Here is a 17,524-nt window from a genome sequence, read left to right as displayed (position 1 = left end):
ATGTCCGCGAGCGCCCCGCCGCGACCGCGCCGCCCCGGCTCCAGCCAGGCCGGCGCCCGCCGCCGCGGACCGCGATCCGGCGGCGGCGCCGTCGCGCGGCTCGCCACGGCCCCGTAATCCTCACCATTTTATAGGTATCCTCCATGGCAGAAACGGCAGCAGCGCGCCCGGCATTATCGATTTGCATCCCCACCTTCAACCGCGCGCCCTTCCTCGGCGAAACGCTGCGCAGCATCACCAGCCAGGCCGATTTCCAGCAGGGCGGGCAGATCGAGGTGGTCATCTCCGACAATTTCTCCGACGACGACACGGCCGCCGTCGCGCAGCAGTTCGTCGCCGCCTTCCCCGGCAAGGTGCACTACCACCGCAACGCCGCGCCTGTGCAGGCCGACAAGAATTTTGAAATCGTCATGGGCCGCGGCCGCGGCCTGTATTTGAAACTGCACAACGACAATCTGCTGATCAACAACGGCAGCCTGGCTGAAATGTTGAAGGTGATTACCGCGACGGCCGCCGAGAAGCCGGTGCTGTTCTTCACGAACGGCAACAAGAACTTGGGCAACCCGATTGAAGCGCTGAACAACGTCAACGAGTTCGTCAACCGCGTCTCGTATTTCGCGACCTGGATCGGCGGCTTCGGCATGTGGCGCGAGGAATTCCAGGCCATGCCCGACTTCGCCCGCAACACCAATCTGCGGCTGATCCAAACCGACGTCCTGTTGCGCCTGCTGGCCATGGGGAAACGCGCCATCGTGCTGTACCAGCAATATTTCTCCGGTCTGGATATCGGCAAGAAGGGCGGCTACAACATCGCCGAGGTGTTCGGCCAGAATTACCTGAGCCTGCTCAAACCCTATGTGGCGTCGGGCGCGCTGAGCGACGAGGTGTTCCAGGCGGAAAAGAAGGCTATCCTTTTGAACCACATTATTCCGTATTACTTCGATAACAACAACGGCTTCCTGAAGAGCGGCTTCTTCCCCTACATGCAGGATTATCTGCACGACGACTATTTCTACAAGGCCATCGAACACTTGATCGACGCGGCGCCCGCCGCCGCCCCGGCGGCGGCGGCGCCGACGGCGGAAAGCCAGCAGGCCGCCCACCAGGCCCAGATGAACGCGCAATGGCGGGCGCTGAACCCGCACAACGAGGTCAGCCTGACGCGCATCTACGGCCCCTTCGACTTCAACAAGGTGACGGCGGGCCGCAAAAGCTATGGCGGCCTGACGGTGTGGACCTTCGGCTGCGGCGACGAGCGCCTGACGATCGGCAACTTCGTCTCGATCGCCGACGACGTCAAGTTCCTGCTGGGCGGCAACCACCATTACGACGGCGTCTCCACCTTCCCGTTCATGGCGAAATATTTCGCCACCGCCGAGTCCGGCACCAAGGGGCCGGTCGTCATCGGCGACGACGTCTGGATCGGCTACAACAGCACCATCCTGTCCGGCGTCACTATCGGCCAGGGCGCCATCGTCGCCGCCGGCAGCGTGGTCAGCAAGGACGTGGCGCCGTACAGCATCGTCGGCGGCAATCCCGCCAAACTGATCAAGTACCGCTTCGAAGCGGACGTCATCGAAAAACTGGGCCGGCTCGATTTCGCGCGGCTGAGCGACCAGTCGATCCTGCGCAACAAGGACATCCTGTACCAGGCGCTGACGTCGGACAACGTCGACGCCATCCTGGACCGGCTGATGTCCTGACGGCGCCGCCGTGGCCGGCGCGGCGACGCCGGCTTAGCGGAAGCTCAGCTTGACGGCCTTGTACAGGTACTCGAATTCATCCATGTCGGCGTTGCGCGCCATGTTCCACAGCGCCGGCGCGCGCGAGATCAGTTCGAACTTGTCGAAGTCGATGGCGAAGTCGTCGGCCCGCACCGGCGGAATGCGGGTGTGGTTGACGTGGTAGATGAACTTCGACGAGACGCGGTTGAAGTGGCCGACGTAGTTGGCCACGTTGTTGAGCGACATCTCCGCCAGGCTGTAGGAATTGAAGGCCAGGTCGACCGAGTCGTCCTTCAGCTCGGGCAGCGCGAAGTTCGGCAGGACGACGGCGTCGTACCGGTCCAGGTCGGCGGTGGCCAGGTCGATTTCGCCGTACAGCGCGATGTTCTTTTCCGGGAAGGCGCTGAGCAGGTAAAAGGCGGTCAGCGCCATGTTTTCCGGCAAGTCGACGTCGATATAGGTCAGGTCGGCGTTGTCGCGCATCAGGAAGTGGCCGAGGCCGCCGAAGCCGCCGCCCAGTTCCAGCACGGCCTTGCGCTTGGCGCCGCGGATCAGGCGGGCGATGATGGTGGCGTAGTAGTGCTGGTAGTCGACGCCGGCGCGCAGGAACTTGCCGTCGATGTAGTAGCCGTAGGGGTTGCCGACGAGCGGCGTTTCCAGCGCGTCCAGCGTGTGGGTCTTGCCGATCGAATCGAACCAGATCTGCATGCGGTGCATGACGTCGGCCGTGTACAAGCCCTTGGCCTCGTCGCTGACGTTGCCGGAGAAGTAGGTGGTTTCCATGTCGACCGGCATGCCGTGGATGCCGATGCTGCAGCTTTCGCGGAAGAAATTGCCGTAGATGCGGGCGATCTCGGCGTTGTCGCCGCGCGCCATCGCCGCCATCACCTTGTCCATATAGCCCTGGTAGATCGGCAGCCACATGTGGCTGACCTGGTACTCTTCCGGCGCGTCCTTTTGCACCGCCTTCGACTTGTTATAGGACGCGACCACCCTATCGATGATTTTGCTGTCAACGTCGACTTTACGCTCGGCAAAGCCGTTTTCTACAGTTAAAAACATGCTTGATCCTTTGATGGCAAATGGAGGGGGGACGGCGGGCCGGCGCCGTCAGGGTTCGCGTATCGATTCGTCCATGGCCTTGGTTAGCGGCCACAGCAGGTAGGACATCACCGAGCGCTTGCCGACGACGATTTCCGCCGTCAGCGTCATGCCCGGCAGCAGCCGCGCCTGCGGCGCCATCTTGCGCAGGCGCGCCTGGCCAAAGCTGATGCGGCTCTGGTAGTAGGCGTCGGTGCCCTGGCCGGGGTTGGCGGCGTCGCGCCGGAAGGCGTCCTCGCTGATGGTGCGCACCGTCGCGTCGAGCGCGCCGTGCTTCTGGAACGGGAAGGCGTCCAGCTTCAGGTGCACCGCGTCGCCCGGCTTGATGTAGCCGATGTCGAGCGAGTCGATCTGCACCTCGGCCTCGAGGTCGGCGCCCAGCGGCACCAGCGTGAACATCTGCTCGGCCTCCTTGACCACCGAGCCCTGCGACAGCTTGGCCATGTCGAGCACGACGGCGTCGACCGGCGCCACCAGTTGCACCAGCTGGCGCCGCTTGTCGGCCTTTTGCAATTGTTCGTTGACGCCGTCGCGCTCGCGCGTCGCGGCCAGCAGGTCTTCCATGGCTTTTTGCCGCCAGCTCTTGCTGAAGGCGCCGCGCTCCGATTGCAGCGCGGCCTTCTCGCTGATCAGTTCCTGTTCCTTGTTGCGCGCCAACAACATCTCGCGCTCCACTTCGAGGCGCCGGTCGCGCGCCTCCAGCAAATGGATCTTCGCGCCGAACTGCTGGGCGATGAGTTTTTCCTGCATCGCCTCCATCTCGCCCAGCGATTTGACGCGCTGCGCCAGCACCTGCTGGTCGCGCCGGTTGGTCTCGATCGCGGCGGCGACGCGCGCCAGGTTCTGGTCCAGCTTGCCCAACTGGGCCTGCAAATTGGCTTGCCGCTCGCTCGCCAGCTGCGCTTGCAGCAGGCGGTCGGCGGCGTCGGCGGCGCCGCCCTGCTGCGGCGCGCCCGGCTGCCCGGACAGCTCGGCGCGCAGGCCGGCGGCCTGGGTGTCGAGGCTGCCCAAGCGGGTGCGCAGCTGCGCCTCGTCGGCCTGGGCGAAGGTCGGGTCCAGCGTGGCCAGCACCTGGCCCTTGCGCACCACCTGGCCGACGCGCACCTCGATCTTCTGGATGATCGACGTCTCCAGCGGTTGCACGATGATATTGGGCAGCGGGTTGACCATGCGCCCGTGCGCGATGACGACCTTCTCGACCTCGGAAAAGCAGGCCCACAGCACCAACACCAGCAGCGCGCCGGCCATCACGTGCAAGGTGATGCGCAGGTACGGCGGCAGCGGGCTGCGTTCGATCGCGTCGGCGTCCGGCAGGAAGTCGATTTCGGTGGCGTCGCCGCGCTTGGCGGCTACAGGTGGCTTGTTTGTTGGTTCCATAGGTGCTGGTAGGTGTCGCTGCGGGTGAGCAATTCGGCGTGGCGGCCGCTGTCCATCAGGCGGCCCTGCTGCATCACCAGGATGGTGTTGGCGTTGACCAGCGTCGACAGGCGGTGCGAAATCATGACGACGGTGCGCCCGACGGCGATGCGCGACAGGTTGCGGATGAAGATCGCCTCGCTTTCCGGGTCCAGCGCGCTGGCGGCCTCGTCGAGGATGAGGATGCGCGGCTTCGACAGCAGCGAGCGGGCGATCGACAGCCTTTGCTTCTGGCCGCCGGACAGGTTGGCGGCGTTTTCCTCGAGCAGGGTGTCGTAGCCCAGCGGCAGGCGCTCGATGAACTCGTCGGCGCCGGCCGCCTGCGCCGCCTCGACGATCTCCTCGAAGGTGGCGTCGGGCTTGGTGACGATCAGGTTGTCGCGCACGGTGCCGCGGAACAGGAAGTTTTCCTGCAGGACCACGCCGATTTGCCGGCGCAGGTGCGACAGTTCGATTTCGCGGGCGTCGATGCCGTCGAAGCGGACGATGCCCTCCTGCAGGCCGTACAGACCCTGGATCAGCTTGGTCAAGGTGGTCTTGCCGGAGCCGCTGCGCCCGACGATGCCGACCACGGTGCCGGCCTCGATGGTGAAGCTGGCGCCGTCGAGCGCGGTGGCGCTGGCGCCCGGGTAGCGGAACGTCACGTCGTCGAAGCGGATCTCGCCGTTGAGCACCGGGCGCAGGCCGCCGGCGCCGGCGCGGCCCTCGGGGGCGCGGTTCATCACCTCGCCCAGCATGCGCACCGACAGCGCGGTTTCCTGGTACTCGTTGACCAGGCCGACGATGGCGATCAACGGTTGCACCACCCGCCCGGAGATCATCTGGAAGGCGATCAGCGCGCCCACCGTCAGGGTCTGGTCGAAGACGTCCTGGGCGCCGATGACGATCAGCGTGACCGGCATCATCTTGCCGAGGAAGTCGGTGACGGCGTTGCCGGTGATGGAGATCTGACCGACGCGGAAATGCATGGTGATGGCCTCGGCCGAGCGCTGGTCCCAGACGCGCCGCTGCGACGGCTCGATCGCCAGCGCCTTGACGGTGCGCATGCCGTGGATGGTTTCGACCAGCATCGCCTGGCGCTGCCCCTCGGCGGCGTAGAGCGCGTTGAGGCGGCGCTGGAAGGTCGGCACCATCGCCACCACCACCGCGCCGATCATCAGCGCGAACAGCAGCACGATCATGGCCAGCTTGAACGAATAGGCGAACAGCACCGGCAGGAAGACCACCAGGGCGATCATGTCCAGGCCGGTGAAGAACAGCCGCCCGGTGAGGAAGTTGCGGATCTTTTCCAGCTGCTGCATGTGGCGCGTGACGACGCCGGCGGTGGTGGTCTCGAAGAAGTCGATCGGCAGCGACAGCAGGTGGCCGAAGGTGCGCCGGGTCAGGCGCATGTCGATCTTGTTGGTGGCCGACAGCGTCAGCATCTGGCGCAGGAAGCCGAAAACGGCGTCGAAGGCCAGCGCGATGACGATGCCCACCGCCAGCACCCACAGCGTGGTCTGGCTCTGGTGCGTCAGCACCTTGTCGATCACCAGCTGGAAGAACACCGGCGAGGCCAGCGCCAGCAGGTGCATCGCCAGCGCGGCGATGAAGATGTCGCGGAAGGCCGCCTTCTGCTTGAGGATCTCGGGGATGAACCAGCGCAGCCCGAACGGCTGGTTGGGGTCGGTCAGCTTGTGCTGGCGTTTGACGAACACCACCTCGCCGTCCCAGCGGCGCAGGAAGGCTTCGCGCTCCTCGAGCGCGACGGCGGCCTGTTCGGCGATCGGGTTGAGCAGCGCGACCTGGCCGCCGCCGTCGGCGCGCACGCCGACGATGATCACCATGTTGCCGTCGCGCAGGCGCGCCATCAGCGGGAACACGCCGCCCTGGGCCAGCAGCCCGGCCCAGGACAGTTTGTCGATCTTCGCCTTCAGGCCGATGTCGGCGGCGATGCGCAGCAGCGCGCCGTTGCCCGGCTCTTCGGCGCCGAGCGCGTTCTCGTCGATCAGGCGTTCCGGGTTGATCTGCAGGCCGTGGTGCTGGGCGATCGCCGTCAGGCACTGGATCGCGGTGTGGGGGAATTTATCGTGCATGTGGACGGGAGGGGGACGAGCGCATCAATGCGCAAACAGATCGCGTGAAAACATCGGTGTGCACCTTCTCTTGTTAGCAAATGGATAATAGGGCGATCACATCGGCGGGCGGGCCGTCTTGCCCAGCGATTCTACCGCAGGCAACGCTTTCCCGGCGCCTTTTATGATGCCCGTGGCACATAAAAAAAAGCGGCAAGATGTCGCCATCTTGCCGCTTCCATCGGCGGCGGGGAGCACCCCGCCGCGTCGCCTGCCGCTTACTTCGGTCCGAGCGCCAGGATGCCGTTGCTGGCCGCGTTTTGCAGCGCGTTCAGTCGCAGCGTCGAGTCGGTCGAGGCCAGCGCTTCGCTGGCGCCGATCGCCTTGCCGTGGGCGTCGAACTGCTTGAGCACGTCGGCCATCGCACCGACGCTGGCCGCCACCGAGGCGCCTTGGAAGGCGCTGCCGGCGTCGAGCTTGAAGGCGCCGCCGCCGGCCGCCGCCGCCCCCTCGCCGAACGAGGCCATCGCCTGCACCAGGCCGGAGACACGCTCGCGCATGTCGGCCGCCGGCGCCGGCGTCGGCGCCGCCGCGGTCTGGAACCAGACGTCGGCCACCGCGTGGCTGCTGCCGTCGGTGCTCTCGTAGGTCGACTTCAGACCGATGATGTTGCCGTTGTCGATGGTGCCGGCCTTGGCCACGTCGAGGTTCAGCTTGGCGATGTTGAGCTCGGCGAGCGACTTCAGCTCGCTGGCCTGGCTGACACCGTCGGCGTTGCCGTCGACCCAGACGCGCAGGGCGTCGAAGGCCTGGTCGCCGGCGCCGATGCTGCCGTCGCCGTTGGTGTCGAGTTCGGCCATCGCGGTGTAGCCGGTGGCGGCGGTTTTGCCGTTCGCCAGCACGGTCGAGGAACCGAACAACTCGCGGCCGTCGTTGATCACGCCGTCATGGTTGCGGTCCAGGACCAGCAAGCCGTCGCCGCCGCCGATCCAGCCGGTGCTCAACTTGCTGCCGTTGGCCAGCAGGTCGAACTGCACGCCGGCCGTCAGGTTCAGCGTGGTCACGCCGTCGCCGTTCAAGTCGAGGGCGATAGGCGTGATGTACGGCAGCGCCGAGGTCTGGTCGGTGCTCATCGCGCCGACCTGGGTGCTGGTCAACGCATGCACCTGGGCCGAGGTGAAGGCGTGCACCTGCGCCGTCGTCAAGGCCGTGATCTGGTTGGTGCTCAGCACGTTGATGGCCGCGGTGTCGAGCGCGGCGATATCCGCCGTCTGGATCGCCGCGATCGAGTTGGTGGTCAGCGCCACGACCTGGCCGGTGCTCAGCGCGCCGATTTGGCTCGACGTCAGCGCCACGACCTGGTTGGTGCTCAGCGAGGAAGCGATGCTGGCGGTGCTCAGGGCGGCGATCTGGCTGGTGCTCAGGCTGCTGACCTGGGCCGTCGTCAGCGCGGCGACCTGGGCCGTCACGAGGGCGGCGATCGCCGCGGTTTTCAGCGCCACCAGATCGGCCGTTTCCAGCGCAACGATGTTGTTGGTGCTCAACACCGCGGCCTGCGCGCTGCTCAGCGAGGCGGCCTGGGCGGTGGTCAGCGCCACCACCTGGTTGGTCGACAGGACCCCGACCTGGTTGGTGCTCAGCGCGCCGACCGCCGCCGTTTGCAGCGCGGCGAAGTCGGCCGTTTGCAGCGCGACGATGTTATTGGTCGACAACACCGCCACCTGGCTCGATTTCAGCGCGGCGGCCTGGCCCGACGTCAGCGCCACGACCTGGTTGGTGCTCAGGCTGCTGGCGACGGCGTTGGTGCTCAGCGCGGCGATTTGCGCGGTGCCCATGATGCTCACCTGGGCCGTCGTCAGCGCCACCACCTGGGCGGTGCTCAGGGCGGCGACGGCGGCGGTTTTCAACGCGCCGAGGTCGGCCGTTTCGATCGCCACGATCGCGTCGGTGCTCAGGGCGGCCGCTTGCGCGGTGCCCAGCGCGCCGACCTGGTTCGAGGTCAGCGCGACGACCTGGTTGGTGCTCAGGACGGCGACGCCGCTGGTGCTCAGCGCGGCGGCCTGGGCGGTGCCCAGCACGTTCACCTGGGCCGTCGTCAGCGCCGTGACCTGGTTGGTGCTCAGGGCGGCGATGGCGGCGGTTTTCAGCGCGCCGATGTCGGCCGTTTCAATGGCGACGATCGAGTTGGTGCTCAGCGCGGCCGCTTGGGCCGAGCCCAGCGCGGCGACCTGGTTCGAGGTCAGCGCGACGACCTGGTTGGTGCTCAGCGCGGTGCCGACGTTGGCGGTGCTCAGCGCGCTGATCTGCGCCGTGGTCAGGCTGGTGACCTGTGCGGTCGTCAGCGCCACCACCTGGGCCGAGGCCAGCGCGGCGATGCCGGCGGTTTTCAGCGCCACCAGGTCGGCCGTTTGCAGCGCCACCAGGTCGCTGGTGGTCAACGCGGCGACCTGGGCGCTGTTCAGCGCGGCGGCCTGGGCGGTGCTCAAGGCGACGATCTGGTCGGTGCTCAGCACGCGGATCTGGTTGGTCGTCAAACCGCCGATGGCGCCCGTTTGCAGCGCGGCCAGGTCGGCCGTTTCCAGCGCGACGATGCCGTTGGTGCTGAAGGCGGCGGCCTGGGCCGAGCCCAGCGCGGCGGCTTGGCCGGTGGTCAGGGCGACGACCTGGTTGGTGGTCAAGCCGCTGGCGATGGCGTTGGTGCTCAGCGCGGCGACCTGGGCGGTGCCCAGCGTGGCCACTTGCGCCGTCGTCATCGACGCCACTTGCGCGGTGCTCAGCGCGGCGACGCCGGCGGTCCTCAGCGCGCCGATGTCGGCGGTCTGGATCGCCACCAGCGAGTTGGTGCTCAGCGCGACGACCTGGGCGGTGCCCAGCGCGCCGACCTGGTTCGACGTCAGCGCCACGACCTGGTTCGTGGTCAAGCCGTTGGCGACGGCGTTGGTGCTCAGCGCGGCGACTTGGGCGGTGCCCAGCGTGCTCACTTGCGCGGTGGTCAGCGACGATACCTGGGCGGTGCTCAGCACGGCGACGGCGGCCGTTTGCAGCGCGCCGATGTCGGCAGTTTCAATCGCGGCGACCGAGTTGGTGGTCAGCGCGGCGGTTTGGGCGGTGCCCAGCGCGCCGATCTGGCTCGACTTCAAGGCCACGATCTGGTTGGTGCTCAGGGTGGCGACGCCAACGGTGCTCAGCGCGGCGATCTGCGCGGTGCCCAGCGTGCTGACCTGGGCGGTCGTCAGCGCCGTCACCTGGTTGGTGCTCAGGGCGGCGACGGCGGCGGTTTTCAGCGCGCCGATGTCGGCCGTTTCAATGGCGACGATCGAGTTGGTGCTCAGCGCGGCCGCTTGGGCCGAGCCCAGCGCGGCGACCTGGTTCGAGGTCAGCGCGACGACCTGGTTGGTGCTCAGCGCGGTGCCGACGTTGGCGGTGCTCAGCGCGCTGATCTGCGCCGTGGTCAGGCTGGTGACCTGTGCGGTCGTCAGCGCCACCACCTGGGCCGAGGCCAGCGCGGCGATGCCGGCGGTTTTCAGCGCCACCAGGTCGGCCGTTTGCAGCGCCACGATGCCGTCGGTGGTCAGCGCGGCGACCTGGGCGCTGCTCAGCGCGGCGGCCTGGGCGGTGCTCAAGGCGACGGTCTGGTCGGTGCTCAGCACGCGGATCTGGTTGGTCGTCAAACCGCCAATCGCCGCCGTTTGCAGCGCGGCCAGGTCGGCCGTTTCCAGCGCGACGATGCCGTTGGTGCTGAAGGCGGCGGCCTGGGCCGAGCCCAGCGCGGCGGCCTGGCCGGTGGTCAGGGCGACGATCTGGTTGGTGGTCAAGCCGCTGGCGATGGCGTTGGTGCTCAGCGAGGCGACCTGCGCGCTGCCCAGCGTGGCCACTTGCGCCGTCGTCATCGACGTCACTTGCGCGGTGCTCAGCGCGGCGATGGCGGCGGTTTTCAGCGCGCCGATGTCGGCGGTCTGGATCGCCACCAGCGAGTTGGTCGAAAAGGCAACGATCTGGCCGGTGCCGAGGGCGCCGACCTGGTTCGACGTCAGTGCGACGACCTGGTTGGTGGTCAAGCCGCTGGCGATGGCGCTGGTGCTCAGCGAGGCGATCTGCGCGGTGGCCAGGCTGCTCACCTGGTTGGTGGTCAGCGCCGCCACTTGGGCGGTGGCCAGCGCGGCGACGGTGGAGGTCTTCAGCGCGGCCAGGTCGGCCGTTTCCAGGGCGACGATACTGTTGGTGCTCAGGTAAGCGATTTGCGACGAACCCAGCGCGGAGGCGGCTTTGGTCGTCAGCGCCACCACTTGGTCGGTGGTCAGACCGTAGCTCAGCTGGCTGGTGGTCAGGTAGGGGACCTGGGCGGTCGAGAGAACGGAAATTTGGTTGGTCGTAAGTGCCGCAAATTGCATGGTGGTGAGCGCTACCACGTCAGCAGATCCGAAAGACACGATTTGTTGCGTCGTCAGGCTGGCGATTTGCGCGGTTGACATGCCGGTTACGATACTCATTTCCATTCTCCTTGGGGCACTACTCAAGTTCAAGTCTGTGAAGACACAGTTGGAGCCGCCGGTATGCACCTGCAGACTCCAACTCTTTTTGGGGGGTGGCACATTGCCAATTCAATACTATGTATCTGGTGCAGCACCAGGCATCAAGATCTGCTGCTTTCATTCTTAACGACAACAAAAACGGCAACTTGAGCGAAAACGGGCGATCTTTCTTGCTTTATATCAACTAAATGTAGGCATATTTCCAACAATTTCTTACTGTCTTTTTCGCCTTCGCCTGTCAACGACACTGTAGGCCTTGTCCTACGTAGCAAGCGACCGGCGGCAAAGCTTTATTAAATTTATTGTTTACGTAGGGCAATCTAGTCGATTTCGGGGAGGGGCCGGACCGGCTTGCCCGGGCACGTCGCTTGATGACACAAAAAACAACAACAATTACGTTCAGTATATATCAAATAATTGCCGTAAAGAACGTTTTTATCTGGATGTATCCAGGGGGCAACTACAAAGACAACAAGCTTCCCGGTCCCTAAAACATATCAAAAAAACCTTTTAGCGCCACCGCCGTCCGCACCGCTGCGGCGAGGTGCCAATGTAAATGACAGCAATTCTCATTTATGTTCTGTTGATAATTCCCTACCGCCTACCCTCCTTCCACAACATTTTCATTTCAACATTAAGCCATCGATGGCGTATGACATTTCATACGCCGCCGGGCCGCCGCGTCCAAGTTTTCGCGCGCCGGCCCCCGCAGCGCTGTCAGGCGATTGTGCAAATCGCTTGTAATACAGCGACTTAGCTGCGCCCGACTGAGCGGCCGCAGCGGGCATGGCGATTGCTATGTATTGAACTCGAATCAGAACTTGCTGGCATTCAAAAACACGGGAGGGAGCGGCGCAGCGCCCGGCGTGCTTGTGTTGCTCGCTATAAATAATCGAGTCCGCTCCCGGCGGCGATTTACACGGAGGAGTCAAAATGAAAAAAACACGGCCATTAACCCTATACATCCTGATTGCGATGGTGCTGGGCATTCTGGTGGGCTACGCCTGCCACCAGACCTTCCCGGAAAAGGCAGTCACGGCGGACATCGCCGCCCATATATCCATCGTCACCGACGTGTTCCTGCGCTTGATCAAGATGATCATCTCGCTGCTGGTGTTTTCCACGCTGACGGTGGGCATCGCCCACATGGGCGACGGCAGAACCGCCGGGCGCATCGGCGCCAAGGCCTTCCTCTGGTTCGTCATCGCCTCGCTGGTCTCGCTGCTGCTCGGCATGGTGCTGTCGAACTATTTCCAGCTCGGCTCCCAGATGGGCCTGCCCCTGCCCGACGTCGGCGCCAGCACCAACCTGAAGACGGCGGCGTTCACGCTGAAAGACTTTATGACCCATTTGGTGCCGAAATCGCCGATCGAGGCCATGGCCAACAATGAAATCCTGCAAGTGCTGGTGTTCTCGCTGTTCTTCGGCGCCGCGCTGGCCGGCCTGGGCGAGAGCGGCAAGGTATTGACCAACGTGATCGACCAACTGGCGCAGGTGATGTTGAAAATCACCGGCGCCATCATGGCGCTGGCGCCGCTGGCGGTGTTCGCCGCGATCGCCTCGGTCGTCACCACCCAGGGCCTGGGCGTGCTGGTCACGTTCGCCAAATTCATGGGCGCCTTCTACCTCGGCCTGTTCTGCCTGTGGACGCTGCTGGTCGGCGCCGGCTTCACCTTCATCGGGCCGCGCATCTTCAAACTGGTGGGCTTGATCCGCGAACCGTTCCTGCTGGCGTTTTCCACCGCCAGCTCCGAGGCTGCCTATCCGAAACTGCTGGTCGCGCTGGACCATTTCGGCGTGCCGCGCAAAATCTCCAGCTTCGTGCTGCCGCTCGGCTATTCGTTCAACCTCGACGGTTCGATGATGTATTGCACTTTCGCCGTGCTGTTCATCGCCCAGGCCTACGGCATCGACCTGCCGATCGGCACCCAGATCACCATGCTGCTGGTGCTGATGCTGACCTCGAAGGGGATCGCCGGCGTGCCGCGCGCGTCACTGGTGGTGATCGCCGCCACGCTGAACCAGTTCCACATCCCGGAAGCCGGCCTGCTGCTGCTGATGGGCGTCGACCAGTTCCTCGACATGGGCCGCTCGGCCACGAACGCGGTGGGCAACGCGGTCGCCGCCGCCGTGGTGGCGAAATGGGAAGGCGCCCTGGAGCCGGAGCAAGAGGCGGCGCGCAAGCACGCGCTGCACCTGGCCGGCGCCCAGGACGCCGAGGCGCCGCGCAAGGCGGCTTGAACGCCCGGCCGGGTGCGGCGCGGCAGGCCGCGTTGAACCCGGCCCTGGTACCGGCCTGAGCATGAGCCGCCGCGCATTCGATGCCCGGCGGCTCATGTCGTTATAGCGGCGCCGGCGCCATCAATGCGATACTGCCGTTCCACACCGCACCGATCGACCTGTCAGCACATACTATGACGTTACACACTGGAAGCAAGATCGCGCCGCGCGCGCGGCAAGGCGCCGCGCAATGGTCGGGCCGGCAGTCGATGGCCTGGGCGCTGGTGCTGGCCGGTTTCCTGCTGGTGGTGTACCTGGTGTATTTCTGGACCGAACGCATCGCCATCGGCAAGCTGCAGGCCGGCGGCGCCCAGCGCCTGGAGGTGTATGTCAGCAGCCTGGAAAACGCGCTGGAAAAATACGATTTCCTGCCGAAGACGCTGGAACTGAACAAGGACGTGATCCGCCTGCTGCAAACGCCCAAGGACCCGGACCTGCTGGCCTCGGTCAACCAGTACCTGGAACAGATGAACGTGCAGGCGAAGTCGACGGCGATCTATATCACCGACCTGAACGGCTACACCCACGCCGCCAGCAACTGGCGCGCCAAGGACAGCTTCGTCGGCGACAACGTCGCCTTCCGCCCCTACGCGCGGGACGCGCTGCGCGGCACGCCGGGGCGCTTTTACGGCGTCGGCACGACCAAGCTGGAACCCGGCTACTTCTTCGCCCACGGCATCTACCACCAGGGCAAGATGCTCGGCCTGGCGACCGTCAAGGTGAATATCGAGAGCCTGGAAACGCGCTGGGTGCAGGGCGCCGACAAGGTCATGCTGGCCGACGAGCACGGCGTGATCTTCCTGACCTCGGTGCCGGCCTGGAAATACAAGACGCTGGCGCCGCTGGCGCCGGCCGTCGGCGCGCTGCTGGCGCGCACCCGCCAGTATTACTCGCACCGGCTGGAGCCGATCCCCTTCCTGTCCGACCGCCTGCTGGGCAACGGCGCGCGCGTGATCAGCGTGCGCGACCAGGCGCTGCGGGGCGCCGTCATCAAAACCAGTTCGAGCGTGATGACCCAGCTGCGACTGCGCTCGCCGCGCAACTGGCAATTCATTTACCTGTCGGACCTGGCGCAGGCCCGCTCCAGCGCCCAGGCCGCGGCGGCGTTCTCCGCCGTCGTGCTGGGCTTTTTCCTGCTGCTGTTCTTCTACCTGCGCCAGCGCCGCCAGGCGCTGGCGCAGAAGCTGCGCGCCCGCGAGCAATTGCAGTACGCCTATGACAACCTGGAAACCATGGTTGCCGAACGCACCTCGGAACTAAACGCGATGACCCGCAGCCTGAGCCAGGAAATCGCCGTGCGCAGCCAGGCCGAACACAAGTTGCACCTGACGCAAAACGAGTTGTTCCAGGCCGGCAAAATGGCGGTGCTGGGCCAGATGTCGGCCAGCATCACGCACGAGTTGAACCAGCCGCTGACGGCGCTGCGCACGATGTCCGACAACGCCGTCATCCTGCTCGAACGCGGCCGCCTCGACGACGCCAAAAAGAACCTGGCGACGATTTCGCAGATCGCCGCGCGCATGGGTGCCATCACCGGCCAGTTGAAGGTGTTCGCGCGCAAGTCCACCACCAGCCTGACGTCGGTGTCGATTCCTACCGCCATCGGCAACGCCCTGTTCCTGGTCGAACGCCGGCTGCAGGTGGAAAACGTGCGCTTCGTGCAAAACCTGCCCGGCGACGACGCCTTTGCCCTGTGCGAAAGCAATCGCCTGGAGCAGGTACTGGTGAACCTGTTTACCAACGCGCTCGACTCGATGGCCGGCTGCGCCGTGCGCGCGCTGACGGTGGACGTGCTGCGCGAGGGCGACAAGATCCTCGTCTGCGTCGGCGACAGCGGGCCGGGCCTGTCCGACGAGGTGCGCGAGCGCCTGTTCGAACCGTTCTTCACCACCAAGCCGCAAGGCGTCGGCCTGGGCCTGGGCCTGGCGATTTCGGAACAGATCACGCGCCAGTTCGGCGGCGTGCTGCGGGCCGACAACGCCGCCGGCGGCGGCGCCCGCTTTATCATCGAACTCAACATCGCACCGCAGGAGGAGAAACATGTTTGACGGCTTGAAAGTGTTGTTGATCGAGGACGACCCGACCGTGCGCGCCGGCAGCGAGCAGGCGCTGCAACTGGCCGGCCTGGAGGTGCAATCGTTCCACTCGGCCGAGCTGGCCTACAAGCTGCTGGCGCCGAACTTCCCCGGCGTCGTCGTCACCGACGTGCGCCTGCCCGGCATGAGCGGCCTGGAATTGTTGCAGGCGGTCAAGGCGCTCGACGCCCACCTGCCGGTGATCCTGGTCACCGGCCACGGCGACATCACGATGGCGGTGCAGGCGATGCGCAACGGCGCCTACGACTTCATTGAAAAGCCCTACTCGTCGGAGCAACTGGTCGAGGTCATCCTGCGCGCGCTGGAAACGCGCCGCCTGATGCTGGAGGTGCACAGCCTGCGCCGCCGGATCGAGGACGGCGGCGGCATCGAGTCGCGCCTGCTGGGCGACGCGCCGGCGATGCGCGAGTTGCGCCGCCTGATCCTCGACGTCGCCGACGAGCCGGCCGACGTGCTGGTCTACGGCGACACCGGCACCGGCAAGGAAATGGTGGCGCGCTGCCTGCACGACTTCAGCCACCGGCGCAAGCACCACTTCGTCGCCGTCAACTGCGGCGCCATCCCCGAGAGCATCTTCGAGAGCGAGGTGTTCGGCCACGAACAGGGCGCGTTCACCGGCGCGGCGAAGCGCCAGGTCGGCAAGATCGAGCACGCCGACCACGGCACCTTCTTCCTCGACGAAATTGAAAGCCTGCCGCTGTCCTTGCAGGTCAAGCTGCTGCGCGTGCTGCAAGAGCGCTACGTCGAGCGGCTCGGCTCGAACAGCCCGGTGGCGTTGGACGTGCGCGTGGTGGCGGCCGCCAAGCTGGACCTGGAGGAGCTGTCGCAGCAGCAGAAATTCCGTAGCGACCTGTACTACCGCTTGAACCTGATCGTGCTGCACCTGCCGCCGCTGCGCGAGCGGCGCGAAGACATCCCGATGCTGTTCGAACACTTCGCGCTGGCGGCGGCGGCGCGCTACAACCGCGCCGCGCCGGTGGTGTCGAGCGCGCAGATGCGCAGCCTGATGGCGCACGCCTGGCCGGGCAACGTGCGCGAGCTGCGCAACATCGCCGACCGTTTCGTGCTGGGCATCGCCGGCGGCGCCAACGGCTTGCTGGCCGCGCGCGACGCCACCCCGGTCTCGCTGGCCGAGCAGGTCAACGGCTTCGAGCGCTCGCTCATCGAGCAGGAACTGCGCCACTACGCCGGCAACGTCGCCGAGGCCAGCGCCGTGCTGGGCCTGCCGAAGCAGACGCTGTACCACAAGATGCAAAAATACAATTTGGTGGCCGAGGAGTTCAGGTAGCGCGGCCCGGCATCATCTGGCGACCAGCGCCAGCCAAACCGCCAGTGCCGCTCAGTTAAGGATTTTCGTAGGTCGGGTTAGCCCAAAGGGCGTAACCCGACTGGCGTCGGCAGCGGCTTGGCGTCGGATTACGCTTTGCTAATCCGACCTACGGAAGTGAGCGGCATGACGGTGAAGCGCCGGCTCAGTTGCTCGGTCCCGTCTTCAATTCGGCCAGGCGCCGCCGCGCCAGCGACCGGCCGGCCGGGGTTGGCGCCACCGCGCGTGTTGACGCCGACAAGCTGCGCCCGCTTGAGGTGCTTCAGCGGATAGCTGATGCGCGCATCTCGACATAGCCGATGTTTCCCGGCAGGCACTCCGTTTTACCAATGCTGTAGTGGCGCACCTTGCCGGGCCGGCAATCCGCCGGCACGTCAGCCGGGCCGGCCGCGTCCTCCGGCTTGGGCTCGTCGTCGGGCGGGCTGGCCGCCTGGGCGCCGGCCTCGGCTCCGGGCGTGGCGCGGTACAAAACCTTGAAGTGCTGGTCCTTGATCGGTGCGCGCATGTGCGCGGTCAGCAGCGCGGCGAAGGCGTCGCCGTCGCCGCTGGCGTCGTAGTCGCCGTTGCGCTGGTGGGCGCGCACCGCGTCGATCGCCAGTTGCGCGTTGGCGGGGTAGATGTATTGCGCCAGCAACTCCCTGGACAGGATGTCGATCACCTCGGCGCGCTGTTGCGCGTCCACGGACGGCGCCGCCGCAACCGGCCGCGACGCCGCGCACGCCAGAACGATCAGACTGGAACCGAGCCAGCCCATGGTGCTCTGCATCATCGCATATCCTTTTTAAGTAAACTAATAAGTTGGTAATATGATGGCAAAAGTAATACTGGCTGTCGTCGCCTATTGTTTGGACGCCGCCACGCCGCCTGACTGCCTTACAATGCCCCCCGCTTATCCGCCGCGGGGCGCGCCTGTCGCTGCGCGGCGGCGCCGGTCGGACGCGCCATCGCGGGCGGCGCGGCTCGGGCACAGTACGCCCATGACAAGCCGTCATGA

General features: G+C 65.8%; 9 protein-coding genes. 4 read left to right on the top strand and 5 right to left on the bottom strand.

Translation table 11 applies throughout. The annotated features are described in order from the left end of the window. Positions 1-143 precede the first annotated feature (143 nt). Positions 144-1,703, top strand: coding sequence for a glycosyltransferase (locus JANGC3_RS0120735; RefSeq protein WP_017878411.1), 1,560 nt, complete (start codon positions 144-146; stop codon positions 1,701-1,703). A gap of 33 nt (positions 1,704-1,736) precedes the next feature. On the opposite strand, the gene JANGC3_RS0120730 is transcribed toward JANGC3_RS0120735, so the two are convergent. The 4 genes from JANGC3_RS0120730 to JANGC3_RS29750 form a co-directional block, all read right to left on the bottom strand. After that, positions 1,737-2,786, bottom strand: a complete 1,050-nt coding sequence (locus tag JANGC3_RS0120730; RefSeq protein ID WP_017878410.1) for a putative sugar O-methyltransferase — start codon at positions 2,784-2,786, stop codon at positions 1,737-1,739. 48 nt (positions 2,787-2,834) lie between these two features. After that, positions 2,835-4,202, bottom strand: a complete 1,368-nt coding sequence (locus JANGC3_RS0120725) for an HlyD family type I secretion periplasmic adaptor subunit (protein ID WP_017878409.1) — start codon at positions 4,200-4,202, stop codon at positions 2,835-2,837. Beyond that, positions 4,175-6,316, bottom strand: a complete 2,142-nt coding sequence (locus JANGC3_RS0120720; RefSeq protein ID WP_017878408.1) for a peptidase domain-containing ABC transporter — start codon at positions 6,314-6,316, stop codon at positions 4,175-4,177. The genes JANGC3_RS0120725 and JANGC3_RS0120720 overlap by 28 nt, the downstream gene beginning before the upstream one ends. Positions 6,317-6,573: 257 nt before the next feature. After that, a complete protein-coding gene (locus JANGC3_RS29750; protein WP_017878407.1) occupies positions 6,574-10,791 on the bottom strand; it encodes a hypothetical protein in 4,218 nt (1,405 codons plus the stop codon). A gap of 969 nt (positions 10,792-11,760) precedes the next feature. Between JANGC3_RS29750 and JANGC3_RS0120710 the strand changes: the two genes are divergently transcribed. From JANGC3_RS0120710 to JANGC3_RS0120700, 3 genes are all read left to right on the top strand, one after another. After that, entirely contained in the window at positions 11,761-13,068 is a 1,308-nt protein-coding gene (locus JANGC3_RS0120710; protein ID WP_035787871.1) for a dicarboxylate/amino acid:cation symporter, read from the top strand. Between the two features lie 173 nt (positions 13,069-13,241). Continuing rightward, positions 13,242-15,155, top strand: coding sequence for a sensor histidine kinase (locus tag JANGC3_RS0120705; protein WP_157406785.1), 1,914 nt, complete (start codon positions 13,242-13,244; stop codon positions 15,153-15,155). Then, a complete protein-coding gene (locus JANGC3_RS0120700) occupies positions 15,148-16,491 on the top strand; it encodes a sigma-54-dependent transcriptional regulator (protein WP_017878404.1) in 1,344 nt (447 codons plus the stop codon). Before JANGC3_RS0120705 ends, JANGC3_RS0120700 begins: the two co-directional genes overlap by 8 nt. A gap of 301 nt (positions 16,492-16,792) precedes the next feature. Here the strand turns inward: JANGC3_RS0120700 and JANGC3_RS0120695 are convergent, their stop codons facing one another. After that, a complete protein-coding gene (locus tag JANGC3_RS0120695; protein ID WP_017878403.1) occupies positions 16,793-17,299 on the bottom strand; it encodes a hypothetical protein in 507 nt (168 codons plus the stop codon). Positions 17,300-17,524 lie beyond the last annotated feature (225 nt).

This window comes from Janthinobacterium sp. CG3, from assembly GCF_000344615.1.
In the GTDB taxonomy this organism is placed as follows: Bacteria; Pseudomonadota; Gammaproteobacteria; order Burkholderiales; family Burkholderiaceae_D; genus Janthinobacterium.
This window is presented reverse-complemented; position numbering and strand designations above follow the sequence as displayed.